At 62.6% G+C, this 26,835-nt stretch carries 21 protein-coding genes; 14 read left to right on the plus strand and 7 right to left on the minus strand.

Annotated features, from left to right (window positions below):
• Position 1: 1 nt before the first annotated feature.
• The 3 genes from Q7V46_RS08730 to Q7V46_RS08740 all read right to left on the minus strand — a co-directional run bounded on the left by Q7V46_RS08730 (position 2) and on the right by Q7V46_RS08740 (position 3,343).
• Complete coding sequence (locus Q7V46_RS08730) at positions 2 to 916, minus strand: ribose-phosphate diphosphokinase (protein ID WP_304913137.1); 915 nt, start codon at positions 914 to 916, stop codon at positions 2 to 4.
• Positions 916 to 2,466, minus strand: a complete 1,551-nt coding sequence (locus Q7V46_RS08735; RefSeq protein ID WP_304913138.1) for a thymidine phosphorylase family protein — start codon at positions 2,464 to 2,466, stop codon at positions 916 to 918. Before Q7V46_RS08735 ends, Q7V46_RS08730 begins: the two co-directional genes overlap by 1 nt.
• Positions 2,467 to 2,623: 157 nt before the next feature.
• On the minus strand, positions 2,624 to 3,343 hold the full coding sequence (locus Q7V46_RS08740; protein ID WP_304913139.1) for a GntR family transcriptional regulator: 720 nt from the start codon (positions 3,341 to 3,343) through the stop codon (positions 2,624 to 2,626).
• Between the two features lie 75 nt (positions 3,344 to 3,418).
• On the opposite strand from Q7V46_RS08740, the gene Q7V46_RS08745 reads away from it, so the two are divergent.
• The 8 genes from Q7V46_RS08745 (at position 3,419) to Q7V46_RS08780 (ending at position 10,846) form a co-directional block, all read left to right on the plus strand.
• Positions 3,419 to 4,852, plus strand: coding sequence for an aromatic ring-hydroxylating dioxygenase subunit alpha (locus tag Q7V46_RS08745; RefSeq protein WP_304913140.1), 1,434 nt, complete (start codon positions 3,419 to 3,421; stop codon positions 4,850 to 4,852).
• Positions 4,753 to 6,327: a glutamine synthetase family protein gene (locus Q7V46_RS08750; RefSeq protein ID WP_304913141.1), complete on the plus strand. Its 1,575-nt coding sequence runs from the start codon at positions 4,753 to 4,755 to the stop codon at positions 6,325 to 6,327. Before Q7V46_RS08745 ends, Q7V46_RS08750 begins: the two co-directional genes overlap by 100 nt.
• Positions 6,328 to 6,356: 29 nt before the next feature.
• Positions 6,357 to 6,680 carry a 2Fe-2S iron-sulfur cluster-binding protein gene (locus Q7V46_RS08755; RefSeq protein ID WP_304913142.1) on the plus strand — a complete coding sequence of 108 codons (324 nt, stop codon included), beginning with the start codon at positions 6,357 to 6,359 and terminating at the stop codon, positions 6,678 to 6,680.
• Positions 6,681 to 6,747: 67 nt separating this feature from the next.
• Positions 6,748 to 7,443 (plus strand): fumarylacetoacetate hydrolase family protein, encoded by a 696-nt coding sequence (locus tag Q7V46_RS08760; protein WP_304913143.1) that lies wholly within the window; start codon positions 6,748 to 6,750, stop codon positions 7,441 to 7,443.
• 203 nt (positions 7,444 to 7,646) lie between these two features.
• On the plus strand, positions 7,647 to 8,693 hold the full coding sequence (locus tag Q7V46_RS08765; RefSeq protein WP_304913144.1) for a TRAP transporter substrate-binding protein: 1,047 nt from the start codon (positions 7,647 to 7,649) through the stop codon (positions 8,691 to 8,693).
• A gap of 96 nt (positions 8,694 to 8,789) precedes the next feature.
• Entirely contained in the window at positions 8,790 to 9,344 is a 555-nt protein-coding gene (locus Q7V46_RS08770) for an NUDIX hydrolase (RefSeq protein ID WP_304913145.1), read from the plus strand.
• Between the two features lie 28 nt (positions 9,345 to 9,372).
• Positions 9,373 to 10,563, plus strand: a complete 1,191-nt coding sequence (locus tag Q7V46_RS08775; protein ID WP_304913146.1) for an MFS transporter — start codon at positions 9,373 to 9,375, stop codon at positions 10,561 to 10,563.
• Between the two features lie 136 nt (positions 10,564 to 10,699).
• Complete coding sequence (locus tag Q7V46_RS08780; RefSeq protein ID WP_304913147.1) at positions 10,700 to 10,846, plus strand: hypothetical protein; 147 nt, start codon at positions 10,700 to 10,702, stop codon at positions 10,844 to 10,846.
• A 76-nt stretch (positions 10,847 to 10,922) separates the two neighbouring features.
• Here the strand turns inward: Q7V46_RS08780 and lpdA are convergent, their stop codons facing one another.
• From lpdA to aceE, 3 genes are all read right to left on the minus strand, one after another.
• Entirely contained in the window at positions 10,923 to 12,764 is a 1,842-nt protein-coding gene (gene lpdA / locus Q7V46_RS08785; protein WP_304913148.1) for a dihydrolipoyl dehydrogenase, read from the minus strand.
• A gap of 12 nt (positions 12,765 to 12,776) precedes the next feature.
• Positions 12,777 to 14,438: a dihydrolipoyllysine-residue acetyltransferase gene (gene aceF / locus Q7V46_RS08790; protein WP_304913149.1), complete on the minus strand. Its 1,662-nt coding sequence runs from the start codon at positions 14,436 to 14,438 to the stop codon at positions 12,777 to 12,779.
• Between the two features lie 137 nt (positions 14,439 to 14,575).
• Positions 14,576 to 17,278, minus strand: coding sequence for a pyruvate dehydrogenase (acetyl-transferring), homodimeric type (aceE, locus tag Q7V46_RS08795; RefSeq protein ID WP_304913150.1), 2,703 nt, complete (start codon positions 17,276 to 17,278; stop codon positions 14,576 to 14,578).
• Positions 17,279 to 17,518: 240 nt separating this feature from the next.
• On the opposite strand from aceE, the gene Q7V46_RS08800 reads away from it, so the two are divergent.
• From Q7V46_RS08800 to Q7V46_RS08820, 5 genes are all read left to right on the plus strand, one after another.
• Positions 17,519 to 20,077 (plus strand): PAS domain-containing sensor histidine kinase, encoded by a 2,559-nt coding sequence (locus Q7V46_RS08800; protein ID WP_304913151.1) that lies wholly within the window; start codon positions 17,519 to 17,521, stop codon positions 20,075 to 20,077.
• The gene (locus Q7V46_RS08805) at positions 20,074 to 20,700 is read left to right on the plus strand and encodes a response regulator transcription factor (RefSeq protein WP_304913152.1); all 627 of its coding nucleotides are present in this window, start codon (positions 20,074 to 20,076) and stop codon (positions 20,698 to 20,700) included. The genes Q7V46_RS08800 and Q7V46_RS08805 overlap by 4 nt, the downstream gene beginning before the upstream one ends.
• A gap of 94 nt (positions 20,701 to 20,794) precedes the next feature.
• The gene (folD, locus tag Q7V46_RS08810; RefSeq protein ID WP_304913153.1) at positions 20,795 to 21,652 is read left to right on the plus strand and encodes a bifunctional methylenetetrahydrofolate dehydrogenase/methenyltetrahydrofolate cyclohydrolase FolD; all 858 of its coding nucleotides are present in this window, start codon (positions 20,795 to 20,797) and stop codon (positions 21,650 to 21,652) included.
• A 174-nt stretch (positions 21,653 to 21,826) separates the two neighbouring features.
• Complete coding sequence (gene map, locus Q7V46_RS08815) at positions 21,827 to 22,669, plus strand: type I methionyl aminopeptidase (protein WP_304913154.1); 843 nt, start codon at positions 21,827 to 21,829, stop codon at positions 22,667 to 22,669.
• Positions 22,670 to 22,673: 4 nt separating this feature from the next.
• A complete protein-coding gene (locus Q7V46_RS08820; RefSeq protein WP_304913155.1) occupies positions 22,674 to 25,370 on the plus strand; it encodes a [protein-PII] uridylyltransferase in 2,697 nt (898 codons plus the stop codon).
• 38 nt (positions 25,371 to 25,408) lie between these two features.
• On the opposite strand, the gene def is transcribed toward Q7V46_RS08820, so the two are convergent.
• Positions 25,409 to 25,945: a peptide deformylase gene (gene def / locus Q7V46_RS08825; protein ID WP_304913156.1), complete on the minus strand. Its 537-nt coding sequence runs from the start codon at positions 25,943 to 25,945 to the stop codon at positions 25,409 to 25,411.
• Between the two features lie 605 nt (positions 25,946 to 26,550).
• Between def and Q7V46_RS08830 the strand changes: the two genes are divergently transcribed.
• A complete protein-coding gene (locus Q7V46_RS08830; protein ID WP_304913157.1) occupies positions 26,551 to 26,829 on the plus strand; it encodes a hypothetical protein in 279 nt (92 codons plus the stop codon).
• Positions 26,830 to 26,835: the final 6 nt, after the last annotated feature.

Here is a 26,835-nt window from a genome sequence, read left to right on the forward strand (position 1 = left end):
TTCAGCCCCGGCGGGCCTGCAGGTCGCACAAAGCCCCGGCGATCGCCGGGACGATGCTCACAGCGTTGCTGGCATGGGCCACGCAGTCCGTGCTCCAGACCGCCCCCGCACCGGCGGCTCGCACCCGCGCGAGCGCGTCCGATGCAAACAGGGCGTGTGTCACCGCCACGTCGACCGACGCAGCTCCCGCAGAGCGCAGCAACTCGATGGCTCGCACCAGCGTATGGCCGGAGCTGGCCATGTCATCAATCAGCACCACGGCCCGCCCCGCCACAGACAGCGCCGGAAGCTCGATATCCACATCCCGGTCACCATGGCGCGTCTTTCGGCACACCGCATGATCCCAGCCATGGCGCTGCGCGGCCACGGCCACCCATTGCAGCGCCTCTTCGTCCGGGCCCATCAGCAGCACATCGTGGCGATGTGCTGCGATGTGGTCGGCCAACAGCGGCGCGCCGCTGAGCACGATGGCATCGGGTACCGGGATGGCTTCTTCGAGGGTGGCCACGCGGTGCAGGTGCGGATCGACCGTGATCACGGCATCGAACAGGCTGGCCAGAAAACCGCCCACGATGCGCTGGCTGACGGCCTCTCCCGGTCGAAAGGCGATGTCTTGCCGCATGTAGGCCAGATAAGGTGCCACCAGCGTGAGGTGTTTCGCACCCAGCTCGCGAGCCGTGCGTGCGGCGATCAAGAGCTCAACCAGCTTTTCATTGGGCTGATGAAGACTGCGCCACAGCACCACACGATTCGGTAGCGCTTCGGGCAGCCGCAGGCGCAATTCGCCATCAGGAAAGCGATGCCGCTCGATCACGGCACACAACAAATCCGCCTGATCGGCGGCCGACTGTGCCATGGCATGTTCATCGTCGAAACACAGCAGGCACCCCCCCGCATTGACCCGAGCATCGTTCATCAGAACTCCACGAAAACGCGCGGTACGTCGGCCTCGCTACCGATGCTGAACCCGCTGGCACGCACGCTGGCCAGACGGGCAAACTCCAGGTCGGCAGGGAAGCTGGCATAAATGCGGTACAGCGGTTCGCCTGCGCACACCGCATCGCCCAGCTTGCGCAACAAATCCACGCCAGCACCTTTGACCTTGGGCGCTCCCGCCAACCGCGCCACCTGTGCAATCTGCAGGTTGTCGATGCCGATGACAACGCCACTGTCGGTGGCCAGCACCTCCAGGGTGAGCACACCCAACTGCGGATGGTGATGATCGAACCCGCGCGTTCCCTGCGCCTTGATGATCGCCTGCATCTGTGCAAGCGCACGGCCGGAATCCAGAATGTCACGCGCAATGCGAAAGCCATCGCCTCCGCGCACATCAGGACTGCATTCGATGATTCGGCCTGCCAGGCGCAGTGACTTCTGTCTCAGGTCGTCAGGGGCCTGCGGGTCGTTTTCGAGTACCTGCATCACATCGCGCGCCTCCAGCACCGGCCCCACACCACGGCCGATTGGCTGGCGCCCGTCGGTGATGACCACATCCAGCGAAAGGTGCAGGCGCTGTGCCACGTATTCGAACAGGCGACGAAGCTTCTGCGCCTCGGGCATGGAACGCACCTTGGCCGTGGGACCGATCGGTATGTCCAGCACCAGATGGGTCGCACCAGCAGCCACCTTCTTGGAAAGGATGGAGGCCACCATCTGCCCCGGCGAGTCGATGTTCAAGGGTCGCTCCACCGAGATCAGCACATCGTCGGCCGGCGACAGTTGCGCCGTGCCGCCCCAGGCCAGGCAGCCTTTGTGGTCGCGCACGATACCGGTGAGCTGCTCGAAAGGCAGCTCCACATTGGCCAGCACCTCCATGGTGTCGGCCGTGCCCGCAGGCGAAGTGATGGCACGGGAAGACGTCTTGGGAAAGACCAGGCCATAGGCCGCGACGATGGGCACCACCAGCATGGTGGTCCGGTTGCCCGGAATGCCCCCGATGCAGTGCTTGTCCACCACCAGCGACTCGTGCCAGTCCAGCCGGCGCCCACTGGCGACCATGGCTTCGGTGAGAAAGTAGACCTCCTCGCGGTCAAGCTCGCTGCGGTTGCTGGCCACCACGAAAGCGGTCAGTTCGATCTTGGAGTACCGCAGGTCGGCGATGTCGCGAACGATGGCATGAAAGTCCTCACGGGACAGACGCTCGCCGTTGATCTTGCGAAACAGCGCGGGAATGGACTCCGGCGGCTCGGCCTGCGAGACCGAAGCGGGATGGCCGTTCGCCACCTCAAGCCTCGCAAACGCATCTTCAGAGACGCCGAGCTCGTCGCAACCGACGATGCTGGTGTCGTCCACCACATTGAGCGTGGCCAGGATGCGCCGGCCGTTGGCCCGGATCTCAACCTTGGACAGCGCCTGAAAGCCCTCGGCCCGGTACACCGCGCAGTCTCGATGCAGGTAAGCCACATTCTCGTGGTAAGTGTCAATGGCCACCCGCCGCAGCGACAGGCTGGTTCCCGATTCGGGCATTTGTGGTGTCTCCATGGTCGACACAATACACCGCGACTGATCGTGCGCGCTGGACTCCATACCAAGGCCAGCGCGGAACCGGCTTTGCCGGGCCGCTGCTGGCGCCCCCTTGAAGGGGGTGACGGCCCGCAGGGCCGGCGCGGGGGTGGACCAGTTCTTATCCGACCACCAGCCGCATCACCGGCATCACGCGCTCCGATTCGGCGCGCCGCTCCAGCGCCAGACGCATGTTCATCTGCGCCACTTCGGTGTGCTCCGCCGCCAGGGCCTGGGCGCGCGCGCCCTCACCGCGACGCATCGCATCAAACAGCATGTGGTGCTGGCGGTGGGCGTAGAGCATCCAGTCGCGGTCCATGGCCACCGTGCCCTGCATGGGCAGCATGGCAGACGCTGGCGCGAAGGGCAGCTTGTCATTCAGAGCCACGGCGCGTTGCAAGGCGCGGTTGCCACAGGCCTCCAGCAACAGTGCGTGAAAGCGGTCGTTCATGGCGGCGTAGGCCGCGTAGCTCTCCAGCGTGAGCGGGTTGTCAGCCAGCAGGCGGTCGCCTTCGTCTAGGCAAGCCTGCAGCTCGCCCTGGAGCTGGCGGGTCAGGCCGTGCTCTGCCACCAGTCGCGCCACCATGCCCTCCAGATGGCCACGCACCGCGATGGCATCGGTCACCTCCTGCGCGGTGAATTGACGCACCAGGTACTTGCCGGTGTCATTCGCTTCCACCAGGCCTTCCTGCTCCAGCGTCACCAGGGCCGCGCGCACCGGCGTTCGGGAGGCGCCCAGGCGCTCCGCGAGTTGCTGCTCGGCCAGGCGTTGACCAGGCTCAAACTGACCGCTGAGAATCAGATCGCGCAATTGCATCAAAACGGTGTCTTGCAGGCTCATGAAGCAAAATGTACACTGAATGGAGAAAATGGTATACCGTTTGACCCCCAGCATCCGAACCTGCAAGGACGCCCCATGAAAGCCGAACTCAATCAACGCCTCACCCAGGTCGGACCCGGCACACCGGGCGGTGAATTGCTGCGTCGCTACTGGCAGCCGGTGGCACTGCTTGATGAATTCGACCCCGCACTGGACCCGCGCATGGCGGTGCGCCCGGTGAAGGCGGTGCGGATACTGGGGCAGGACTTCGTGCTGTTTCGCGATGCACAGGGCACCTTCGGCCTGCTCGACCGCGACTGCCCCCACCGTGGGGCCGATCTGGCTTACGGGCGCAATGAAGGCGACGGCCTGCGCTGTCCGTTCCACGGCTGGAAGTTCGACACCACTGGCCAGTGCATCGACACCCCGGCCGAACCAGCGGGCAGCACGCTGTGCACGCGCATCCGCCAGCGCAGCTACCCACTGGTTGAAAGGAGCGGTGTGCTCTTCGGCTGGATTGGCCCTGAGGGACAGACCCCTCCTCCCTTTCCCGATCTGGACTGTTTCGTTGCACCGGACACCCACACCTTTGCCTTCAAGGGGCTCTGGAACTGCAACTGGCTGCAGGCTTTTGAGGTGGGCATCGACCCGGCACATGCGTCGTACCTGCACCGCTTCTTCAACGACGCCTCGCTGGAAGACAGCTATGGCAAACAGTTCCGTGGTGCCAGCGCAGGGGATGTGGGTGGCGAACGCTGGCCCATGACCCGGGTGATGCGCGAGTTCGGACAGCCCCAGATTTCCTTCACCAGCCAGCCCTACGGACTGCAGCTCACGGCTTTGCGACCCATGACCGAAGCCCTGACACACGTGCGCATCACCAATGCGGTGTTTCCCCAGACCTTCGTGATCCCCCTGTCAGAAACCATGACCATCACGCAGATGCACGTGCCAGTGGACGACACGCACAACCACTGGTTCGCCTTCTTCACCAGCTTTGCCGGCCCGGTGGACAAGTCGGCCATGCGCAACCAGCGACTGGATGCCGTCACCCTGCCCGACTACATCCCCAAGTCTGGCCGCCACAATCAGTGGGGCTTCAATCCCGAAGAACAAATGAATCGCACCTACCTGGGCATGGGCGAGGACGACATCAACGTGCACGACCAGTGGGCCTGCGAAAGCATGGGTGCCATTCAGGACCGCACACGCGAGCACCTGGGCACCACCGACAAGGTGATCATGGCCAACCGACGCCTGCTGCAACAGGCCATCGACGCTGTCGAACAAGGTGGCACCGCACCCGGCTTGGCCGACCCTGCACTGCACGACCAGATCGGTGGTCCCGACACGGTGGATGGCATCGCGCCCGCACAGGACTGGCAAGTCTGGTGGCAGGCCAGCGTGCGCGCCAAACGCGAGGGTGCACCATGGCGTTCGCTGCTGCCCGTTCGGGCTGGGCCGGCCGAAGCCCGTCCGCAGGTGGAGGCCAGCGCAGCGACAGAATCAGGGCAAAAGGCAGTGATCTGATGGCGTTCGCGGCACGCTGCGGCGTCCATTCGGCCGAAAGAGAAGCGGCCTGCCTGCATCTGGCCAAGCTGATCGAAGTCAGCGGCATTGAACTGGTGCGCATGGGCTGGTGCGACACCCACGGCATGCTGCGCGGCAAGACGCTGACCGCCGCAGCCGCAATCCGTGCGCTGCGCGATGGCGTGGGCATGGTGGGGACGCTCATGCTCAAGGACACCGCCGATCGCACAGCCTGGAAGGTGTTTGAGCCCGACGGCGTGAGCGACCTGCCGGGCTTTGCGGGCGCGGCCAACCTCATGCTACTGCCCGACCCGGGCAGCTTCATCGCCTTGCCCTGGCTGCCCCGCACAGGCTGGCTGCGCTGCCAGCCCTGGTTTGGTGACGGTACGCCTGTGCCACTGGACACACGCCGCGTGCTGCAAGATGCGCTGGCCCGGTTGAACAGCGCAGGCTACGGCCTCAAAACCGGCCTGGAGGTGGAGTTTCACATCTACCGCATCACCAGCACCCGCCCCCAGCTCAACCCCGAACTCGCCGCCTGGCCCGGCCTGCCGCCCGACGTGGAAATGATCCACCCCGGCTACAACCTTCAGGCCGAAGCCATGATGGACATGGCCGACGAGCCCTTGCGTATCGTTCAGCACACCGCACAAGCCCTTGGCCTGCCCCTGCAGTCGCTCGAAATCGAACTCGGCCCCAGCCAGGTGGAGGCCGTGTTCGACGCCACCGACGCCATGACCGCGGCCGACCAGATGGTGCTGTTCCGCAATGGTGTGCGCCAGGCGCTGCGCCGAGCGGGCTACCACGCCACCTTCATGTGCCGCCCGCCGTTCCCCAACATCATGTCCAGCGGCTGGCACCTGCACCAGTCGCTTCTGGATCTCGCATCTGGCCGCAACGCATGCGTGCGCGAGGCCGCTGCCCATGGCAGTGAACCGACCGATGCCACGCACACCTTGTCGGACGCGGGCGCGCACTGGCTGGGCGGCCTGCTCGCACACGCGCGCGGCATGACCGCGCTCTGCACCCCGACCATCAACGGTTTTGACCGCTTCCGCCCCAACGCGCTGGCCCCTCAGGCGGTGCTGTGGGGCCGTGACAACCGGGGCGCGATGCTGCGCGTGGTGGGCGCGGCAGGAGACACCGCCACCCGCATCGAAAACCGCGTGGGCGAACCGGCCGCCAACCCCTACCTCTACATGGCCGCGCAGATTCATGCCGGGCTGGATGGTCTTGAAAGGTCGCTACAGCCACCGCGTGGCAGTGAAAGGCCGTATGGCGGTCAGGGCGAAAAAATCCCGAGCACGCTGGCTGAGGGCCTCGAGGCCCTCAAGGCCGACGCCGCCTTGTGCGAGAGCCTCGGCCCCGACTTCGTGCGCTATTTCTGTCGCATCAAGCAGAGCGAAATCGACCGCTGCGCACAGGCGGAAGACCGGACCGACTTTGAGCGTCGCGAATACTTTGCTCGAACCTGACACCCTCCCCATTTCCCAGGCCAATCACCATGATCCGCATCCGTTTCATCGCGACCGATCAATCCCACCAGGAGATTGAAACCTCAACCGACCAGAGCCTGATGAAAGCCGCCGTCGATGCCAATGTGAAGGGTATCGAAGCCGACTGTGGCGGCACCCTCACTTGCGCCACCTGTCACGTGATGGTGGACGCTTTCTGGTCCGCGAAGCTGCCCCCTGCCAGTTCCGACGAACGCGACATGCTCGACTTCGCCGCCAGCCCGGTGCAACCAACGAGCCGTCTGAGCTGCCAGATTCGCCTGACCCCTGAACTTGATGGCCTGGTGGTGCACCTGCCCGCATCGCAGCACTGACAATGCCGTCAGACATCGGCACGCCTGCCGCCTGCTGCTTCTGATCTTGTCTTAACAAAGGAAACAGATGGACTACCTTTTCCCGCCACCACCCGCAGTCGCCGTGCCCGTGCTCGGCCGCACCGAACGGTTCCCCGTGCACCGCGTGTACTGCGTGGGCCGTAACTACGAAGAACACGCCAAGGAAATGGGCTTCACAGGCCGTGAACCACCTTTCTTTTTCCTGAAGCCAGCCGATACGGTGGTGGTGTGCGAGGCGGGTCAGACCGCATCCATACCCTACCCCAGCCTCACCAACAACCTGCACCACGAGATCGAACTGGTGGTCGCCATTGGCAAGGGGGGCAGCAACATCGCCGCAGGCCAGGCCCACGAGCATATTTTTGGCTACGCCGTCGGCCTGGACATGACGCGCCGCGATCTGCAGTCCGACATGAAGAAGCAGGGCCGGCCCTGGTGCATCGGAAAAGCATACGACCACTCCGCGCCCATCGGTCCGATCACGCCCGCTGCAGATGCGGGCGCCATCCACAAAGCGGCCATTGCGCTCACTGTGAACGGTGCAGATCGCCAGAGCAGCTCCATCGACAAACTCATCTGGAACGTGGCGGAAACCATCGAGCACCTGTCCAGGGCCTGGGAACTGCAACCAGGTGACCTGATCTATACGGGTACGCCCGAAGGCGTGGGGGCGGTGGTGAGGGGTGACACCCTGCACGGAATGGTTGAAGGTTTGACGCCCATCAAGGTACGGGTGATTTGATTGGTCCCCCAGGGTTTTCCCCGGACTCCATCTCTCTATACTTCCATTTGAGTAAATTCATTTCACAAGAGTAAATCCACAATTTTCAGTCCAGCGACGCGTCTCCGGGTTTGACCTCTTTCCCGACGCCCAGCAAAACCGTTACCTTGGACGCAACGGGTACAGCAACGCCTTTCTTTGAACAACCACAGGAGATCCCGACCATGATCCAACGCAGAACCCTGCTTCAGTCCGGTGCTGCCATCGCATTGGGCGCCCCCGCCCTGGTGGGCTTTGCCCAGCAAAGCGTCACCCTCAAGTTCCACACTTTCATGTCACCACAGTCAAACGTGTGGCTCAACATGCACAAGGCCTGGATGGACAAGGTCGAGAAAGACTCGGGAGGACGCATCAAATTTGAAGCCTACCCTGCCATGCAGCTCGGCGGTTCGCCCGTGCAGCTGTTCGATCAGGCGCGCGACGGCATCGTGGATGTGGTGTGGACGCTGCCCGGCAACACGCCCGGTCGCTTCCCGCGCATCGAGGTGTTCGAACTGCCGTTCATGATGAACAACGCGGAAGCGACCTCCAAGGCCTATTGGGAATACGTGCATACCGTGGCCCAGGACGAATTCAAGGACGTGCAGCCCATTGCCCTGCAAGTGCATGGTCCAGGCATGTTCCACATGCGCACCAAGCAGATCAAAACGGCAGAAGACCTGCGCGGCTCCAAAGTGCGCGGCCCAACCCGCCAGATCACCAAGATGCTGGGCTATCTGGGTGCCACGCCCGTGGGCATGCCTCTGCCGCAAATCCCCGATTCGCTTTCCAAGGGGGTGATCGATGGTTGCGTGATTCCGTGGGAAGTGGTGCCGTCGGTCAAGGTGCACGAACTCACCAAATTCCACAGCGAGTTCGACCCCGCCGGCGGCGCCCTGTACACCACGACCTTTGTGATGGCGATGAACAAGAACAAGTACCACAGCCTGTCACCTGATCTGAAAGCCATCATCGACAAGAATTCCGGCATGGAGACCTCCGGCTGGCTGGGCAAGGTGCAACAAGGTGGCGACCCCGCCGGCCGCAAGGCGGCCGTGGATCAAGGCAACAGCATCTACACCATTGCGGCCGGAGAAGCCCAGGAATTCCGTCGCAAGGCACGCCTGGTCGAGGTGGAGTGGATGCAGGACATGGACAAGCGCGGCTTCAACGGCAAGCAGCTGTTCGACACCGCAAAGGCTTTGATCGAGAAACACGGCAAGAAGGCATAAGAAGCCGATAGCCTGAGGGCTTGCTTCAACCCACCAGAACACCGGGCCATGGCCCGGTTTCTTTTTGGGGTCATCGCGGCCAGCTAAACTGCCCGCATGATTCGCCCCCCAGCCAAACACTGCCGCAATTGCGGAACCGCCGTCGAATTGCGACTGCCCGACGATGGCGATACAAAAACCCGCGCGGTATGTCCTGCCTGCCACACCGTGCACTACGACAACCCGCTGCTCGTCGTGGGTACAGTGCCGGTCTGGGGTGACGCTGGCCAGTACGTGCTGCTGTGCAAACGCAACATCGAGCCCCGCAGGGGCAAGTGGACGCTGCCCGCCGGTTTCATGGAGCTCAACGAGACCACCGCCGAGGGCGCGGCGCGTGAGACCGATGAAGAAGCCGGCGCCCGTTTCGAAATGGGCGGCATCTTCACGCTGATGAACGTCTCCCGCGTCGGACAGGTTCACATCTACTACCACGCGAAGCTCCTCAGCGACCACTTCCTGCCGGGTCATGAAACCATGGAAGCTCGCCTGTTCACCGAAGAAGAGATTCCCTGGGACGAAATTGCGTTTCGCACCGTGCGGGAAACGCTTGAGCACCACTTTGCTGACAGACGCCAGGGCCGTTTCGAATTTCACGCTTTTGATATCGCATAGCCGGCGTCTTCTGCAAGCCTGCTGAACCATGAAATTGCAGCGTGACTGGCCTCTGGTGCTTGCACTGGGCACTGCGCAGACGCTGGCGTGGGGCTCCACCTATTACTTGCCCGCCCTCCTGGCGAAGCCGATGGCTGCAGGACTGGGTCTGCCGGAAACCACCATCTGGGCCGCCTTCACGCTGGCCCTGCTCGCATCAGCCGCGCTGGGTCCGTTTGCAGGCCGTGCCATCGACCGTCTGGGTGGCCGGCCCGTGCTCATGGGCACGAGCGTGTTGTTCGCCACTGGCCTTGCCGCGCTGTCTCAGGCCCAGGGCATAGGCGGCCTGATACTGGCCTGGCTGGTGCTCGGCGTGGCCATGGGCAGCGGCTTGTACGAAGCCGCGTTTGCGGCGCTGGTCAGGCTCAAAGGCACCGGAGCGCGCGCTTCCATCACCGGCATCACGCTCATTGCGGGGTTTGCCAGCACGGTGGGATGGCCGCTGAGTGGCTGGCTGGAAGCCGAACTGGGGTGGCGCGGCGCGTGCCTGAGCTGGGCCGCGCTGCATCTGTTGGTGGGGCTGCCGCTCAATGCCAGCATCCCCCGCGCTGGTGCCGCGCCAGCGGCTCCGCAGCCGCTGCAATCTGACGATTCACCTGTGGTTTCGCAGACGCCGGCGACACCACCTCATCGTCACACAGCGTGGCTGCTGTCGTATGTGTTCGCGGCCACCTGGTTCATCAGCACGGCCATGGCGGCCCACCTTCCGCAACTGCTGGTGGCCAGCGGCGCCACGCTGGCCGCAGCGGTGGCCATCGGCGCACTGGTGGGGCCTGCGCAAGTGGCGGGCAGACTGCTCGAATTCGGCTTGTTGCAGCGGTTCCACCCTTTGCTTTCGGCGCGGGTCGCAGCGCTGCTGCACCCGCTGGGGGTGGTCTGCTGGCTGCTCATCGGGCCGACGGCCGGAGCGGTCTTTGCCCTGCTGCATGGCGCAGGCAACGGCATTCTCACCATTGCCAAAGGCACTCTGCCGCTGGTGTACTTTGGTCCGCGGGGCTATGGACAGCGTCAAGGCATTCTCATGGCGCCCTCTCGCGTGGCACAGGCCTTTGCGCCGCTGCTGTTCGGCCTGTGCATCCAGCGTTGGGGCTCGGGCGCGCTCTGGGTGTCGGCCGGCATCGGGGTCAGTGCAGTGGCGGCGCTGTTCTGGCTGCGCGCACAGACGGGTGCTCGCACCTGACATTGGCAAGGGATGCCACCGGCACTTGGCGAGCGGGCATGGTGTCTGCCGAAAAAAGGGACTCTGTTGCGCCCGCCCATCGCGTCAGGCAACATGGCAACTCTGTGTGATGGGCTTGTTTCAATGAGGCAATGTCATGGGTATCTGGCTGGAACTGGGCGTCTTTCTTGTGGTTCTGCTTTTTGGCGTCTGGCAGCTGTACGACGTCAAAAAGGCCATCCGCGAGCGGGAACAACGCAAGGCACAGGAACTTGAAAGTGCTGCGCCGTTTTCAGATAAGTAAGCAGCGGCTCAATCAAGCAGAAAAAAGCCCGGGCTGATGCCAGGCCGGGCTTGCTCTCGGGTGAGATGGAAACCGCTTACTTTTTGCTCGGCGGCAAGTCGGTACAAGACCCGTGCGCCACCTCCGCCGCCATGCCGATGCTCTCGCCCAGCGTGGGATGCGGATGGATGGTCTTGCCGATGTCCACTGCGTCGGCACCCATCTCGATGGCCAGCGCAACTTCGCCGATCATGTCACCCGCGTGCGTGCCCACCATGCCACCGCCAAGAATCTTCCCGTGGCCATGGGCCTCGGGTGAATCGTCGAACAGCAGCTTGGTCACGCCCTCATCCCGGCCGTTGGCAATGGCGCGGCCTGAAGCGGTCCAGGGGAACAACCCCTTCTTGACCTTGATGCCTTGCGCTTTGGCCTGGTCCTCGGTGAGACCCACCCACGCAACCTCGGGGTCTGTGTAGGCCACACTCGGAATCACACGGGCGTTGAAGGCGGCTGCAGCCAGCTCTTTGTTGCCCTGCAGTTCACCTGCAATCACCTCGGCCGCCACATGCGCCTCGTGCACCGCTTTGTGCGCCAGCATGGGCTGGCCCACGATGTCGCCGATGGCGAAGATGTGCGGCACGTTGGTGCGCATCTGGATGTCGACGTTGATGAAGCCACGGTCCGTCACGGCCACGCCAGCCTTGTCGGCGGCGATCTTCTTGCCGTTGGGCGTGCGGCCCACAGCCTGCAGAACCAGGTCGTAGACCTGGGGCGCGGGTGCGGTGCCACCGGGCTCGGCGCTCTCGAACGTCACCTCGATGCCTTCAGGTGTGGCCTTGGCCCCCACCGTTTTGGTCTTGAGCATGATGTTGTCGAAACGCTTGGCGTTCATCTTCTGCCAGATCTTGACCAGGTCGCGGTCGGCGCCCTGCATCAGGCCGTCCAGCATTTCCACCACGTCCAGGCGTGCACCCAGCGTGCTGTAGACCGTGCCCATTTCCAAGCCAATGATGCCGCCACCCAGGATCAACATGCGCTTGGGCACATCCTTCAGCGCCAGTGCGCCGGTGCTGTCGACCACGCGCGGATCGTCCGGCATGAAGGGCAGGCGCACGGCCTGTGAGCCGGCCGCGATGATGCATTTCTTGAAAGCCACCACCTTCTTGCTACCGGTTTTTTCCTGACCCGTGCCGGTGGTTTCTTCCACTTCCACGTGGTTGGGGCCAACGAAGGCACCATAGCCACGCACGGTGGTGACCTTGCGCATCTTGGCCATGGCCGCCAGGCCACCAGTGAGCTTGCCAATCACCTTTTCCTTGTGGCCACGCAGCTTCTCGATGTTCACGATGGGCCGGCCGAACTCCACGCCCAGATCTGCCATGTGACTGACCTCGTCCATCACCGCCGCCACGTGCAGCAGCGCCTTGGACGGGATGCAGCCCACGTTCAGGCACACGCCACCCAGTTGGGCGTAGCGTTCAACGATCACGACCTTGAGGCCGAGGTCGGCCGCTCGGAAGGCAGCGGAATAGCCGCCAGGGCCGGCGCCGAGCACAAGCAGATCGCACTCGGTGTCGGCGCTGCCACCAAAGCTGGACGCGGTGGGCGCCACCACCGGCGCGCTAGCGGGAGTTGGTGCCGGCGCAGCAGCAACGGGCGCCGCGGCGACCGCGGGCGCTGCGGCGGGAGCACTGGTGGCGCCCTCACCTTCCAGCACCAGCACCACCGAGCCTTGCTTGACCTTGTCGCCCAGCGCCACCTTGAGTTCTTTCACCACACCCGCGTGCGAGGAAGGAATCTCCATCGAAGCCTTGTCGGACTCCACGGTGATGAGCGACTGCTCGGCCTTGACGGTGTCGCCGGGTTTGACCAGCAACTCGATCACGGCCACTTCGTCGAAGTCGCCAATATCTGGAACCTGAATATCAATCAATGCCATGGTCCGGTTCCTTTACAGCAATACCCGGCGGAAGTCGCCGAGAATCTGGCCCAAATAGGCGTTGAAGCGGGCCGCAGCAGCGCCGTCGATCACGCGGTGGTCCCAGGTGAGCGACAGCGGCAGCATCAAGCGCGGGGCGAAAGCCTTGCCGTCCCACACCGGTTCCATCTGGCTCTTGCAGACGCCGAGGATGGCGACTTCGGGCGCGTTGATGATGGGCGTGAAGTAACGGCCACCGATGCCACCCAGCGAAGAGATGGTGAAGGTGGCGCCGCTCATTTCAGCGGGGCTCAATTTGCCCTCGCGCGCCTTCTTGGCGAGTTCGCCCATTTCCTGGCTGATCTGCAGCACGCCCTTCTTGTCGGCGTCCTTGATCACAGGGACCATGAGGCCATTGGGCGTGTCGGCCGCAAAGCCGATGTGCCAGTACTGCTTGTAGACCAGCGAGTCGCCGTCAATGGAGCTGTTGAACTCGGGGAACTTCTTGAGCGCCGCCACGCTGGCCTTGATCAGGAAGGCAAGCATCGTCACCTTGACGCCGGATTTCTCGTTTTCCTTGTTGGTCGACACGCGGAAGGCTTCGAGATCGGTGATGTCGGCGTCGTCATGGTTGGTGACGGCCGGAATCATGATGGCGTTACGCAACAGGTTGGCACCGCTGATCTTCTTGATGCGGCCCATCTCCTTGCGTTCGATGGGGCCGAACTTGGCGAAGTCCACCTTGGGCCAGGGGATCAGGCCCAGCTCTGAGCCGCCACCACCGGTGGCAGCAGGGGCCTTGGCCTTTTGTGCGGCGGTTTGCACCGCGCCGGCCATGACCGACTTGGTGAAACCCTGTATGTCGTCCAGCGTGATGCGGCCCTTGGGACCTTTTCCCTGCACTTCTTCCAGCGGCACGCCGAGTTCGCGTGCGAACTTGCGCACGGTCGGGGAGGCGTGCGGTAGACCCAGTGCGGGTGTGCCGCCGGGGTTGTGGGGCGGTGCTGCAGCTGGCGATGCAGTGGCTGCGGTGGGTGCGGCGATGGAAGCTGCAGCGGCTGGGGCCGCGACTGGAGCGGCGGCCGGAGAAGGCGCCGGCGCTGAGCTGCCTGCAGCACCTTCCAGGATAGCCAGCAAGTCACCGATGTTGACCGTATCGCCAACCTTGACCTTGAGCTCTTTGAGCACGCCAGCATGCGACGAAGGAATCTCCATCGAAGCCTTGTCGGATTCGACTGTGATCAGGCTCTGCTCGATCTGGATCGGGTCGCCAGGCTTCACGAGCACCTCGATGACGGCCACGTCCTTGAAGTCGCCAATGTCGGGCACCAGGACTTGAACCGGGCCAGAGGCGGCGGGCGCTGGGGCAGGAGCGTCAGCGGCCGCCGGTGCTGCAGCAGGGGCAGCGGGCGCGGCAGCAACCGGGCCTGCAGCGGACGCAGGAGCGGCTACATCACCCGCAGCCTCCACCACCAGCACCACAGAGCCCTCCTTCACCTTGTCGCCGAGTGCGACCTTGAGTTCCTTGACCACGCCTGCCGTGCTCGACGGAATCTCCATCGAGGCCTTGTCGGATTCGACCGTGATCAGCGACTGCTCGGCCTGGACCGTGTCTCCCACCTTGACCAGCAGTTCAATCACCGCCACCTCATCAAAGTCGCCGATGTCCGGGACTTTCACTTCTACCAATGCCATGTCTGTCTCCAATCAGATGTTCAATGCGCCGAAGGTCATGCCTTCAACCCGGGAAACCGCCGCGCGGGCAAGGCCTGCCGGCTGACTTCGCCCTTCAAAGGGGGAAGCGCCGAAGGCGCTGCAGGGGTGCGCCCACTTCATGCGTAGAGCGGGTTGACCTTGTCGGTCTTGATGCCGTACTTCTGGATCGCTTCGGTGACCTTGGCCATCGGGATCGCGCCTTCATCAGCGAGCGAACGCAACGCCGCCAGCACGATGTAATGGCGGTTTACCTCGAAGTGCTCGCGCAGCTTGCTGCGGAAATCGCTGCGACCAAAGCCGTCGGTGCCGAGTACACGGTAGATGCGCCCTTTGGGAATGAAGGGTCGAATCTGCTCGGCATAAGCCTTCATGTAGTCGGTGGATGCCACCACCGGGCCCGCATGCTTTTCCAACTGCTGCGCCACAAACGAAACGCGCTGCGGCTCGGTGGGATGCAGCAGGTTCCAGCGATCGGCGTCCTGGCCGTCGCGGGTCAGTTCGTTGAAGCTGGGGCAGCTCCACACATCGGCGGCCACGCCCCAGTCCTTTTCCAGCAGCGCCTGGGCTGCGATGGATTCGCGCAGGATGGTGCCCGAACCCAGTAGTTGCACCCGTTTGTCACCCTGGGCACCGGGCTTGCACAGGTACATACCCTTGATGATCTGATCTTCGGTGCCAGGCGTCAGGCCCGGCATGGCGTAGTTTTCGTTGAGCAGCGTCAGGTAGTAGAAGACGTTGTCCTGCTTCTCCACCATGCGCTTGAGGCCGTGGTGCAGGATCACACCCACTTCATGCGCAAAGGTGGGGTCGTAACTGATGCAGTTGGGAATGGTGCCAGCCAGGATATGACTGTGGCCATCCTCATGCTGCAGGCCTTCGCCGTTGAGCGTGGTGCGCCCAGACGTGCCACCCAGCAGGAAGCCGCGCGCCTGCATATCGCCGGCCGCCCAGGCCAGATCGCCCACACGTTGGAAACCGAACATCGAGTAATACACATAGAACGGCACCATGATGCGGTTGCTGGTGCTGTAGCTCGTGGCCGCCGCGATCCAGCTGCTCATGCCACCAGCCTCGTTGATACCCTCCTGCAGGATCTGCCCCGCTTTGTCTTCCTTGTAGTACATGACCTGGTCCTTGTCGACCGGGGTGTACTGCTGTCCTGCAGGGTTGTAAATGCCGATCTGGCGGAAAAGGCCTTCCATGCCAAAGGTGCGCGCTTCGTCCACCAGGATGGGCACGATGCGCGGACCCAGGGCCTGATCGCGCAGCAACTGCGTCAGGAAGCGCACGTAAGCCTGTGTGGTACTGATCTCGCGACCTTCGGCGGTAGGCTCCATCACGGCTTTGAAGGTTTCGATGGAAGGTACCGTGAAGCTCTCGTCGGCTTTGGTGCGGCGCTTGGGCAGGTAGCCGCCCAGGGCCTTGCGGCGCTCATGCAGGTACTGCATCTCTGGCGTGTCGTCGGCCGGCTTGTAGAACGGGATCTTGGGCAACTCGCTGTCCGGAATGGGCAGGTTGAAGCGGTCGCGGAAGATCTTGATGTCTTCGTCGGTGAGCTTCTTGGTCTGATGAACCGTGTTCTTGCCTTCGCCCGACTTGCCCATGCCAAAACCCTTCACGGTCTTGATCAGCAACACGGTGGGCTGGTCCTTGTGGTTCACCGCCTTGTGGTAAGCCGCGTAGACCTTGTGCGCATCGTGTCCACCGCGACGAAGGTTCCAGATTTCGTCGTCGGTCATGTGCGCGACGAGCTCCAGTGCCTTGGGGTCGCGACCGAAGAAATGCTTGCGCACGTAGGCGCCGTCATTGGCCTTGAAGGCCTGGTAGTCGCCGTCCAGCGTCTCCATCATGATCTTGCGCAGGGCGCCGTCCTTGTCCCGCGCCAGCAGCGGGTCCCAATTGCTGCCCCAGAGCAGCTTGATCACATTCCAGCCCGAGCCACGGAACTCGCCTTCAAGTTCCTGAACAATCTTGCCGTTGCCGCGCACCGGGCCGTCCAGGCGCTGCAGGTTGCAGTTGACGACAAAGATCAGGTTGTCGAGTTTTTCGCGGGCGGCCAGGCTGATGGCCCCCAGGGATTCGACCTCGTCCATTTCTCCGTCGCCGCAGAACACCCAGACCTTGCGGTTTTCGGTATTGGCGATGCCGCGCGCGTGCAGGTACTTCAGGAAGCGCGCCTGGTAGATCGCCATCAGCGGGCCCAGGCCCATGGACACCGTCGGGAACTGCCAGAACTCGGGCATGAGCTTGGGGTGCGGGTAGCTCGAGAGCCCTTTGCCGTCGACTTCCTGGCGGAAGTTCAGCAGCTGCTCTTCGCTCAGACGGCCTTCGAGGTAAGCCCGGGCGTACACGCCGGGCGATACGTGGCCCTGTATGTAGAGACAGTCGCCACCATGGTTTTCGCTCTCGGCGTGCCAGAAGTGGTTGAAACCGGCACCGAACATGTGGGCCAGCGAAGCGAACGAACCGATGTGACCGCCAAGGTCTCCGCCGTCTTCAGGGTGATGGCGGTTCGCCTTGACCACCATGGCCATGGCGTTCCAGCGCATGTAGGCGCGCAGGCGCTCTTCGATCTCGATGTTGCCGGGGCAGCGCTGTTCTTCGATCGGTTCAATGGTGTTGACGTAGCCGGTTTTCGCAGAAAACGGCAAATCGATGCTGTTCTGTCGCGCTTCTTCCAGCAACTGCTCCAGAAGAAAATGCGCCCGCTCAGGCCCCTCGCGCTCGATGACCGCAGCCAGTGCGTCCATCCATTCCCGGGTTTCCTGGCTGTCCACGTCTACAGCACCCTGGCCGTTGTGCGGGTCGATCACTGACATCTTTGTCTCCTTCTGGGTTTTGAAATCAAGCTTAAGGCGGGCTATCCACCGTGTCACGGATTTTCCCACAATGTTTTCATGATTTCAATATGTGCATGCATATTTCATATTGTGGTTATCGCGCTTCCATCGATCCTTCTTTCGTCCACACAGAAAGGATCTTGATGCCAGGGTCCAAGCGTGTGTCCGGCCGTCATTCACAAGAAGATGCTCACGCACTCACGTAGACTCTGCCTAGCAATGTCGACTCAGCTCCAGTCCAGCACAAAACAAGAACCCCGGCGCCCACAAACCGTGTGGTGGAAACGCTGGTGGCGACGCCTGCCGCCGTCAAGGCAAGACCGGTTTGCCACGCTCGGGCCGCTGCTGGCGGTGCTGCTGTTCCTGTCGGCCATCGCAGTGGCCATCACCTACCTTCGATTTGAAGAGCTGAAGCGCGACCAGGAAGCGGTCACGCGAGATGTGGAATACGCCCAGCAGCGCCTTCGCCTGCGGTTGCTGGAGCGCCAGGAGCAACTCATGCGTCTGGCACGAGAAGTGAGCAACAAGGAAATCGAAAAGGACGAATTTGAATTCCAGGTCGAGTCACTGATCAGCCAGTTCCCGGAGTTGATGGCCATCAGCTGGATCGACGCCCGGCGCAACGTCCTGGCCACCTACGCTTCACCCAGTGCGCCAGTGAACCTCATGCGTCCGGTGGACAGCACGCTCGATGCCGGTGATACAGATGGCTCGTTCGAATTGGCGCGAGACCTTCGTCAACCCATCTACTCCCGCCCCATGGGAGAAGACCCACGCAACTCGGTGCTGATGCTTCAGGTTCCCCTGAGTGAACAGGGCCGATTCGCCGGAACCGTGATGGGCGAGTACTCGGTCGATGGGCTTCTGCGCTTCGGCATACCGCCCGAGATCATGGCGCGGTATGCGGTCGCGCTGGTGGATGACCGGGGACGGGTGCTGGCTGGCAGTCTGCAAACGCCGAATGAAGTGCTGCAACTGCTGCCTTGGTCCGACCAGCCCATGGGACATGAAGTCCCCGTATCGCCCGTGGGCAATGGGTTGATCCTGAAAGCGCACGGCTACCGCACCTCACAAGATGTCGTCGGCAGTGGCTTCTTCTGGGTCATTGGTGCGTTGAGCGCACTGACGGTCTGGATGCTTCTGGGAACCTGGCGCCACACCCGGCGCAGGGTGCAGGCACAGCAGGCGCTGGTGTCCGAGACCAACTTCCGACGCGCCATGGAAAACTCCATGCTGACCGGCATGCGGGCACTCGACCTGCAGGGCAGGATCACCTATGTCAACCCCGCCTTCTGCTCCATGACCGGATGGACCGAAGGCGAGCTGGTGGGAAGAACGGCGCCTTTCCCCTATTGGCCTGAAGAAGACCACGACCTCCTGGCCGCCAGGCTGGACGACGAATTGAATGGCCGCTCGACCCCGGGAGGCTTTGAGGTCCGGGTGCGGCGCCGCGATGGCAGCATCTTTGATGCACGCATGTACGTCTCGCCGCTGATAGACCCCCATGGGCACCAGACAGGGTGGATGACGTCGATGACCGACATCACCGAGCCCAAGCGCATTCGCGAAGAGTTGTCCGCTTCGTACGAACGCTTCACCACCGTTCTTGAGAGTCTGGACTCGGCCGTTTCGGTTGCCCCCCTGGGCAGCGATGAAATGCTGTTCGCCAACAAGATGTACCGGCTCTGGTTTGGCACCCGCGGACAAGGTCACCGGCACCTTGTTGATCTTGCCGGCAACCAGCCCACACCCAGCCCCGACGACGGTGACGCGGTGGACGCTTTTGCAGGCATGCCAACCGAGACCTTGACCGACGCGGGGGCCGAAAATGCAGAGGTGTTTGCCGAGGAACTCGATCGCTGGCTGGAAGTGCGAACGCGCTACCTCACATGGGTCGATGGCCGACTGGCACAGATGGTGATCGCCAGCGACATCACGCCACGCCGGCTGGCGGAAGAACAGGCCGCACGACAGACCGAACGCGCCCAGACCGCGAGCCGGCTCATCACCATGGGCGAGATGGCGTCCAGCGTCGCTCACGAGCTCAACCAGCCTCTCACGGCCATCAGCAACTACTGCAACGGCATGATCTCGCGCTTGCAGGATCAGCGGATCAGCCCCGACGAACTGCTCGGGGCACTGGAGAAAACCGCGCGGCAGGCCCAGCGTGCCGGACAGATCATTCAGCGCATCAGGGCGTTCGTGAAGCGAAGCGAACCCAACCCCACCCTCTCGGATGTGCCCCAGATGGTGAGCAATGCAATCGAACTCGCGGACATCGAATTGCGCCGCCAGCAGGTTCGCCTGACTCCCTACGTAGCGGCTCGGCTGCCGCTACTGATGGTGGACCCCATTCTCATTGAGCAGGTGCTGATCAACCTGCTCAAGAACGCGGGTGAATCCATTGCGCAGGCTGGCCGGCCGCCAGGCAATCGTTCCATCGAACTGAGAGTCGGGCCGCGTCGCCAGGAAGACCAGGATGTGATCGAGTTTTCAGTAATGGACACCGGCAACGGGGTGCCCGACGAAATGATCGAGCGCATTTACGAGGCGTTCTACAGCACCAAGAGCGAGGGAATGGGCATTGGACTGAAACTGTGCCGCAGCATCGTGGAGTCCCACAACGGCAGGATGCAAGTTCAGAACATCTACAATGGTGACGAGGTTTCGGGGTGCTGCTTCAGCTTCTGGATCCCAGTGGTTTCGCGGCTTCGTGCCGACAGCACTGGTGAAAGCGCCCCTTCCAGGTCGTTGACGGACACAGAAAGAGCGAGATGAGTTTGATTCCCAAAAAAGGTACCGTCTACGTGGTCGACGACGACGAGGCCGTGCGCGACTCCCTCCAGTGGCTGCTTGAAGGCAAGGATTACCGCGTCCGCTGCTTCGAGTCAGCGGAAGCATTTCTTAGCCGGTACGACGCGCGAGAGGTTGCCTGCCTGATTGCAGACATTCGCATGGGTGGCATGAGCGGCATGGATCTGCAGGAACGGTTGATCGAGCGTCAGTCTCCGCTGCCGATCGTGTTCATCACTGGTCACGGCGATGTGCCCATGGCAGTGAACTCCATGAAGAAGGGCGCTCTGGACTTCATTCAGAAGCCATTCAAGGAAGACCAGCTCGTGGCATTGGTTGAACGCATGCTCGAACACGCCAAAGACGCGTTTGCAACTTCCCAGCAAGCCGCCAGCAGGGACGCACTGCTGTCCAAGCTCACCAGCCGCGAAGCCCAGGTTCTGGAGCGCATCGTCGCAGGTCGCCTCAACAAACAGATTGCGGATGATCTCGGCATCAGCATCAAGACCGTGGAGGCACATCGCGCCAACATCATGGAAAAGCTCGGTGCCAACACCGTGGCCGACCTCCTCAAGATTGCCCTGGGTCAGACGCCAGCCAAGGTCTGACACAGACAATCTGACCGCCTCCAGGGCGCCATTCGCGCAGAGGCAGGCACTGTCGAGCCGCCTGACGGCATCCATCTCCTTTCTCGAACCTCCGATGACCGCCCAACTGATCAACGGCACCACCCTTTCGCAAAATATCCGCTCCGACGTTGCCGCCCGTGCCGCCGCACTCGTGGCCAAAGGTGTGCAGCCCGGACTCGCGGTGATTCTGGTCGGTGACGACCCCGCTTCCGCCGTCTACGTGCGCAACAAGGTCAAGGCGTGCGCTGAAGCGGGTTTGCATTCGGTGCTGGAACGCTATGAAGCCGATCTGAGTGAATCGGCCTTGCTGGAGCGCATCCTGGCCCTCAATAGCGACCCCTCTGTTCACGGCATCCTGGTCCAGATGCCGCTGCCCAGGCACATCAACCCACAGCGCGTGATCGAAACCATTTCAACAGCCAAAGATGTGGACGGCTATTCGGTCCAGAGCGCAGGCGACCTGATGACCGGCCTGCCAGGTTTCCTGCCCTGCACACCTTACGGTTGCATGAAGCTCATTGAAAGCACCGGCATCGATCTGCGCGGCAAACACGCTGTGGTGATCGGTCGCAGCAACACGGTGGGCAAGCCCATGGCGTTGTTGCTGCTGCAAGCCAACGCCACGGTCACGGTGTGCCACAGTGCCACCACCGACCTCAAAGCCCACACCCTGCAGGCCGATGTGATCGTGGCGGCGGTGGGCAGGCGCAACGTTCTGACCGCTGACATGGTCAAACCCGGCGCGGTGGTGATCGACGTGGGCATGAACCGTAACGACGAAGGCAAGCTCTGCGGCGATGTGGACTTCGAAGGCGTGAAACAGGTGGCGGGCTGGGTCACACCGGTGCCCGGTGGTGTGGGCCCCATGACCATCGCCATGCTGCTGGTGAACACGCTCGAATCGGCCGAGCGGGCACTGCCCCGCTCCTGACCGGTGGGTCGACCGGCTGTGCGAGGTGAGCCTACGCCAAATGGGATGGCTGACGAAGCGCTACCGAACAGGTTGATCTGAAGAGACCGCGGACTGAAAGGTTTCGCTTTTCCAGCGCACGCCCTGACAGCCCTCCCGGGCCCGTCCAGTCGCGGTTTCTAGGATAATTGTGTGATGAGCATCACCTACAAAGACGAAGCGGGCATTGCCGGCATGCGCGTGGCCGGGCGCCTCGCATCCGAAGTGCTCGACTACCTCACGCCCCTGATCCAACCGGGCGTCACCACGCTCGAAATCGACCGGCTGGCCGCCGAGTTCATGAAGCAGCAGGGAACGGTTTCGGCCACCATTGGCTACCAGCCCAGCGGCTACCCCCCCTATCCTGGTCACCTGTGCACTTCGGTCAATCAGGTGGTTTGTCACGGCATACCAGGTGACAAGCCATTGAAGAAGGGCGACATCCTCAATGTGGACGTGACCGTGATCAAGGACGGCTGGTACGGTGACAACAGCCGCATGTTCCTGATCGGCGGCGAAGCGGCCTGCACGATCCAGGCGCGGCGGCTCTGTCAGGTGACCTACGAGGCCATGTGGAAAGGCATTGCCATGGTGAAGCCGGGTGTTCGCCTCGGCGACATCGGCCATGCGATCCAGACTTACGCCGAGGCCAGCGGCTTCTCGGTGGTACGCGAATTCTGCGGCCATGGCATCGGACAACGGTTCCACGAAGACCCTCAGGTGCTGCATTACGGCCGCCCCGGCACGCTGGAAGAACTCAAGGCGGGGATGACATTCACCATAGAGCCCATGATCAACGCCGGCAAACGCGAAATCAAGGAAATGGGCGACGGCTGGACCATTGTCACGCGCGATCGCTCACTATCTGCACAGTGGGAACACACCGTGCTGGTCACGCCCACGGGATACGAAGTGCTGACCTTGTCTGCCGGCAATCCGCCGGTACCCGCCTTCGTTGCGTCCGAAGCCGCCACAGCCACCGCCACCGTGAGCGCCTGACGCCATGTCGGCGCCCGTGCTCGCCCCCGGTGTGAGCGACCTTGGCTCACTGCGCCTGCAGTATCGTCACGAAAAAGCGGCCCTGCTGGCCCAGTTGGGCGTCGAGGGTTCTTCGACCCGGGGTGTGCGCAGCGCACTACAACGGCTATCCAAATTGACCGACCAGACGTTGCGGGAGCTCTGGGCACGGTCGGGTTTCGGCCCCGGTTTTTCGCTGGTGGCGGTAGGCGGCTACGGGCGTGGCGAACTGTTTCCCTATTCGGACGTCGACGTACTGGTGTTGCTTCCCGATGGCAGCACGCCGGACTCGGACGAAGTCCTGAAGGTGCGTCTGGAAGGCTTCATCGGCGCCTGCTGGGATCTGGGTCTGGAGATCGGTTCCAGCGTGCGCACCGTCGCGGAATGTGTGGATGAGGCGCTCCGCGATGTGACCGTCCAGACATCGCTGCTCGAATGCAGGTTGCTTTGCGGCAGCAAATCGCATTTCACCCGCCTGGTGGCCAAGTTGGGCGAAGCCATGGACCCGAAAGCGTTTTTCGTGGCAAAGAAGCTGGAGATGCGCCAGCGGCACAACAAATTCGAGAACACGCCCTATTCACTGGAGCCCAACTGCAAGGAGTCCCCGGGTGGGTTGCGTGACCTGCAGATCATTCTCTGGGTGTCCAAGGCCGCCGGATTGGGCCGCAGTTGGGACGAACTCGCGCGCAAGGGACTGGCCACGCCACTGGAAGCGCGCCAGATCAAGGCCAACGAGGCCATGCTGAACCTCATTCGCGCACGGCTCCACCTGCTGGCCAGCCGCCGTGAAGACCGCCTGGTTTTCGACTTGCAGACGTCGGTGGCCGAGTCTTTCGGCTTCAGGGCTCACGTGCCTGCGGTACTGACCGGTGCAGCGCCCGAATCGCATGCAGCACCCACTGCCCGGGGGACCCGCCGGGCCAGCGAGGCGCTCATGAAGCGCTATTACTGGGCGGCCAAAGCCGTCACCCAGCTCAACCAGATCCTCTTGCTCAATATCGAAGAGCGGCTCAGCTGCGACGACGCCGGTGTGGACCGGTTGCGGCCGCTCAACGAGCGTTTTTTCGACAAGAGCGGCATGCTGGAAGTGGCCAGCGACAACCTGTACGTGCAGCAGCCCCATGCCATTCTGGAAACATTTCTGATCTACCAGACCACCGTGGGTATCAAGGGGTTGTCGGCACGCACGCTGCGCGCCCTGTACAACGCCCGCCCGGTCATGAATGCACGCTTCCGCAGCGACCCGGTGAACCGTTCGACTTTCCTGCGTATCCTCCAGGAACCCGAAGGCATCACGCACGCCATCCGTCTCATGAACCAGACCTCGGTGCTGGGACGCTACCTGTGGGTGTTCCGCCACATCGTCGGACAGATGCAGCACGACCTGTTTCACGTCTACACGGTGGACCAGCACATCCTGATGGTGCTGCGCAATGTCCGCCGATTTTTCATTGCCGAGCATTCACACGAGTACCCCTTCTGCTCGCAACTGGCGGCCGGATGGGACAAACCGTGGCTGCTGTACATAGCGGCGCTGTTTCATGACATCGCCAAAGGTCGGGGCGGTGATCATTCCGAATTGGGCGCACGCGATGTGCGCACCTTCTGCCGCCAGCACGGGATTGCGCGCGAGGATGCGCGCCTGATTGAATTTCTGGTTGCCGAGCACCTGATCATGAGCCGCATGGCCCAGAAAGAAGACCTCAGCGACCCGGAGGTGATCGATGCGTTTGCCCAGCGCATAGGCAACGAGCGCTACCTCACCGCGCTCTACCTTCTGACGGTGGCAGATATCAGGGGCACCAGCCCCAAGGTATGGAACGCCTGGAAAGGCAAACTGCTGGAAGACCTGTACCGCTACACCCTGCGTGCCCTGGGCGGACGGGCGCCCGATCCCGGGGCCATGATCGAGGCACGCAAGCGCGAAGCGCTCTCGATCCTGGCATTGCACGCACTGCCGCACCAGGCACACAAGGCGCTCTGGGACACGCTGGACGTGAGCTACTTCATGCGCCACCAGGCCGATGAAATCGCCTGGCACACACGGGTGTTGACCCGGCAGATAGCCCAGACCGCCGCAGCCCCCTCCGCCCATACGAACAGCAAAGCCATCGTTCGCGCCCGCCTCTCACCGGCCGGGGAAGGCTTGCAGGTTCTGGTGTACGCGACCGACCAGCATGATCTGTTCGCGCGCATCTGCGGCTACTTCGACACCTCCGACTTCAGCATTCTGGATGCACGGGTGCACACCACACGGGACGGACATGCGCTTGACACCTTTCAGGTGGTGGCATCCACGCTGTCCGACCACTATCGCGAACTGATCGCCATGGTGGAGAACAACCTCGCTCGCACCATTGACGAACGCGGCCCCTTGCCCACGCCCACCAAGGGTCGCCTTTCGCGCCGGGTCAAGAACTTTCCCGTCAATCCCAGGGTCGACCTGCGGCCCGACGACAAGGCCCAGCGCTGGCTGCTCAGTGTCTCGGCCAGCGACCGGGCGGGCCTGCTGTACTGCATATCGCGGGTGCTTGCACGCCATGACATCAGCGTGCAACTGGCCAAAATCACCACGTTGGGCGAGCGTGTTGAAGACACATTCCTCATCAGCGGGCCGCAACTGCAGGTCAACCGCCGCCAGATAGAAATCGAAACCGAACTGCTGGAGACGCTGGAAGGATAGGCCCGGTTGACCTGTCCGAAGAGGTCGCCGGCAAGACTTCAGTCGTCGTGTACTGTCAGGCCGGGAAACAGCACATCGGTGAATCCAAACCGGGCAAAATCCCGAACGCGCATCGGGTACAGCTTTCCCCAGAGGTGATCGCACTCGTGCTGCACCACGCGGGCGTGAAAACCCTCCGCCTCGCGATCGATCGGCGACCCCGCCACATCGAAACCCTGGTAACGAATGCGCCGCCACCGGGGCACGATGCCACGCAGTCCAGGCACCGAGAGGCAGCCCTCCCAACCTTCTTCTTCCTCGTCACCCAGCGGCGTGATGACCGGATTGAGCAGGATCGTGCGCGGCACAACCGGTGCCTCGGGGTAACGCGGGTTCAGACCCCCGGTACCAAAGATCACCACTTGGAGATCGACACCGATCTGGGGTGCCGCCAATCCGGCACCACTGGCGCCCGTCATGGTTTCCTCCATGTCTGTCACCAGACGATGCAACTCTGGGGTGTTGAATTCGGTAACAGGGCGGGCCACACGCAACAAACGCGGGTCGCCCATTTTCAGGATGGCGTGGCGGGTCATGGCGAAGGGAACTGCTCGGGTGGATTCGGAGCAGACGATGATAGGGCGGTTCCTGTTTCGATTCACCGCAATTGCCTATTCACAAACAGTGACGGCGTGCATCAAACGCCTCCCGGCAGTGCCCGGAACGGCCAGATTCGGCCGCAATCGGCAGAACATCATCGATTCCCTCACGTCTGCGCTGCATGGCGCATTCCATTGGCGGGGAAAGTGGCAGCTGCAAGGTGAGGCGACCGCAAAACCAGCGAGAGCTTCGCCGAGGAACACGGCTGGTTCGTGTCGATCGAGGGGCGGCGCGTCAGACCAGTGGTGGAGATTTCCGATTCTCCCTCAGGCATAGATGCGAACTGCGGCCAAGCGATGGTTTACCCGGATGATGGCGAAAGCAAGAAGCGGTGTAAATTGCTTCGCACACCCGGGCGATGCCATGACCGGCCCTAATCCCTTTCAGGAGGCTGCTTACCATGCCATTTTTCTCCAAGCGTCTCGCTTTGTCGACCTCCCCCTCTTCCTCCCGCTCCCTCTGCACCCCGTACACGCCCCCACGGGCACTTCTGCGGTCGCGCCTTTTCGGGATAGGTTTCCTGGTCCTTGCACTGGCCGGCGTGCAAGGCGCCCGGGCTCAGGGCGCAGAGATCTTCAAGGATGCCGATATGGCGTTGGGCGAGAAGTTGATCGCCGAACACAAATGCGTTGCCTGCCATGTCAGCAAAGTGGGCGGTGACGGCAGCGCCATCTACAAACCCTTGGGCAAGATCAATACTGCTGGCCTGCTTCGCGGCATGGTGGAAATGTGCAACACCACCATGAACATGGGCATGTTCCCTGAGGATGTCAGCGCTGTGGCTGCGGTTCTCAACCGGGATCACTACAAGTTCAAGTAGGCCGAA

It is taken from the genome of Hydrogenophaga sp., assembly GCF_030651625.1.
In the GTDB taxonomy this organism is placed as follows: domain Bacteria; phylum Pseudomonadota; class Gammaproteobacteria; order Burkholderiales; family Burkholderiaceae_C; genus Hydrogenophaga.

Bases quoted from the DNA above. Each gene is read 5' to 3' on its own strand.
- Q7V46_RS08730 (WP_304913137.1), bottom strand. From the start codon at position 916: ATGAACGATGCTCGGGTCAATGCGGGGGGGTGCCTGCTGTGTTTCGAC.
- Q7V46_RS08735 (WP_304913138.1), bottom strand. From the start codon at position 2,466: ATGCCCGAATCGGGAACCAGCCTGTCGCTGCGGCGGGTGGCCATTGAC.
- Q7V46_RS08740 (WP_304913139.1), bottom strand. From the start codon at position 3,343: ATGAGCCTGCAAGACACCGTTTTGATGCAATTGCGCGATCTGATTCTC.
- Q7V46_RS08745 (WP_304913140.1), top strand. From the start codon at position 3,419: ATGAAAGCCGAACTCAATCAACGCCTCACCCAGGTCGGACCCGGCACA.
- Q7V46_RS08750 (WP_304913141.1), top strand. From the start codon at position 4,753: ATGGCGTTCGCTGCTGCCCGTTCGGGCTGGGCCGGCCGAAGCCCGTCC.
- Q7V46_RS08755 (WP_304913142.1), top strand. From the start codon at position 6,357: ATGATCCGCATCCGTTTCATCGCGACCGATCAATCCCACCAGGAGATT.
- Q7V46_RS08760 (WP_304913143.1), top strand. From the start codon at position 6,748: ATGGACTACCTTTTCCCGCCACCACCCGCAGTCGCCGTGCCCGTGCTC.
- Q7V46_RS08765 (WP_304913144.1), top strand. From the start codon at position 7,647: ATGATCCAACGCAGAACCCTGCTTCAGTCCGGTGCTGCCATCGCATTG.
- Q7V46_RS08770 (WP_304913145.1), top strand. From the start codon at position 8,790: ATGATTCGCCCCCCAGCCAAACACTGCCGCAATTGCGGAACCGCCGTC.
- Q7V46_RS08775 (WP_304913146.1), top strand. From the start codon at position 9,373: ATGAAATTGCAGCGTGACTGGCCTCTGGTGCTTGCACTGGGCACTGCG.
- Q7V46_RS08780 (WP_304913147.1), top strand. From the start codon at position 10,700: ATGGGTATCTGGCTGGAACTGGGCGTCTTTCTTGTGGTTCTGCTTTTT.
- lpdA (WP_304913148.1), bottom strand. From the start codon at position 12,764: ATGGCATTGATTGATATTCAGGTTCCAGATATTGGCGACTTCGACGAA.
- aceF (WP_304913149.1), bottom strand. From the start codon at position 14,438: ATGGCATTGGTAGAAGTGAAAGTCCCGGACATCGGCGACTTTGATGAG.
- aceE (WP_304913150.1), bottom strand. From the start codon at position 17,278: ATGTCAGTGATCGACCCGCACAACGGCCAGGGTGCTGTAGACGTGGAC.
- Q7V46_RS08800 (WP_304913151.1), top strand. From the start codon at position 17,519: ATGTCGACTCAGCTCCAGTCCAGCACAAAACAAGAACCCCGGCGCCCA.
- Q7V46_RS08805 (WP_304913152.1), top strand. From the start codon at position 20,074: ATGAGTTTGATTCCCAAAAAAGGTACCGTCTACGTGGTCGACGACGAC.
- folD (WP_304913153.1), top strand. From the start codon at position 20,795: ATGACCGCCCAACTGATCAACGGCACCACCCTTTCGCAAAATATCCGC.
- map (WP_304913154.1), top strand. From the start codon at position 21,827: ATGAGCATCACCTACAAAGACGAAGCGGGCATTGCCGGCATGCGCGTG.
- Q7V46_RS08820 (WP_304913155.1), top strand. From the start codon at position 22,674: ATGTCGGCGCCCGTGCTCGCCCCCGGTGTGAGCGACCTTGGCTCACTG.
- def (WP_304913156.1), bottom strand. From the start codon at position 25,945: ATGACCCGCCACGCCATCCTGAAAATGGGCGACCCGCGTTTGTTGCGT.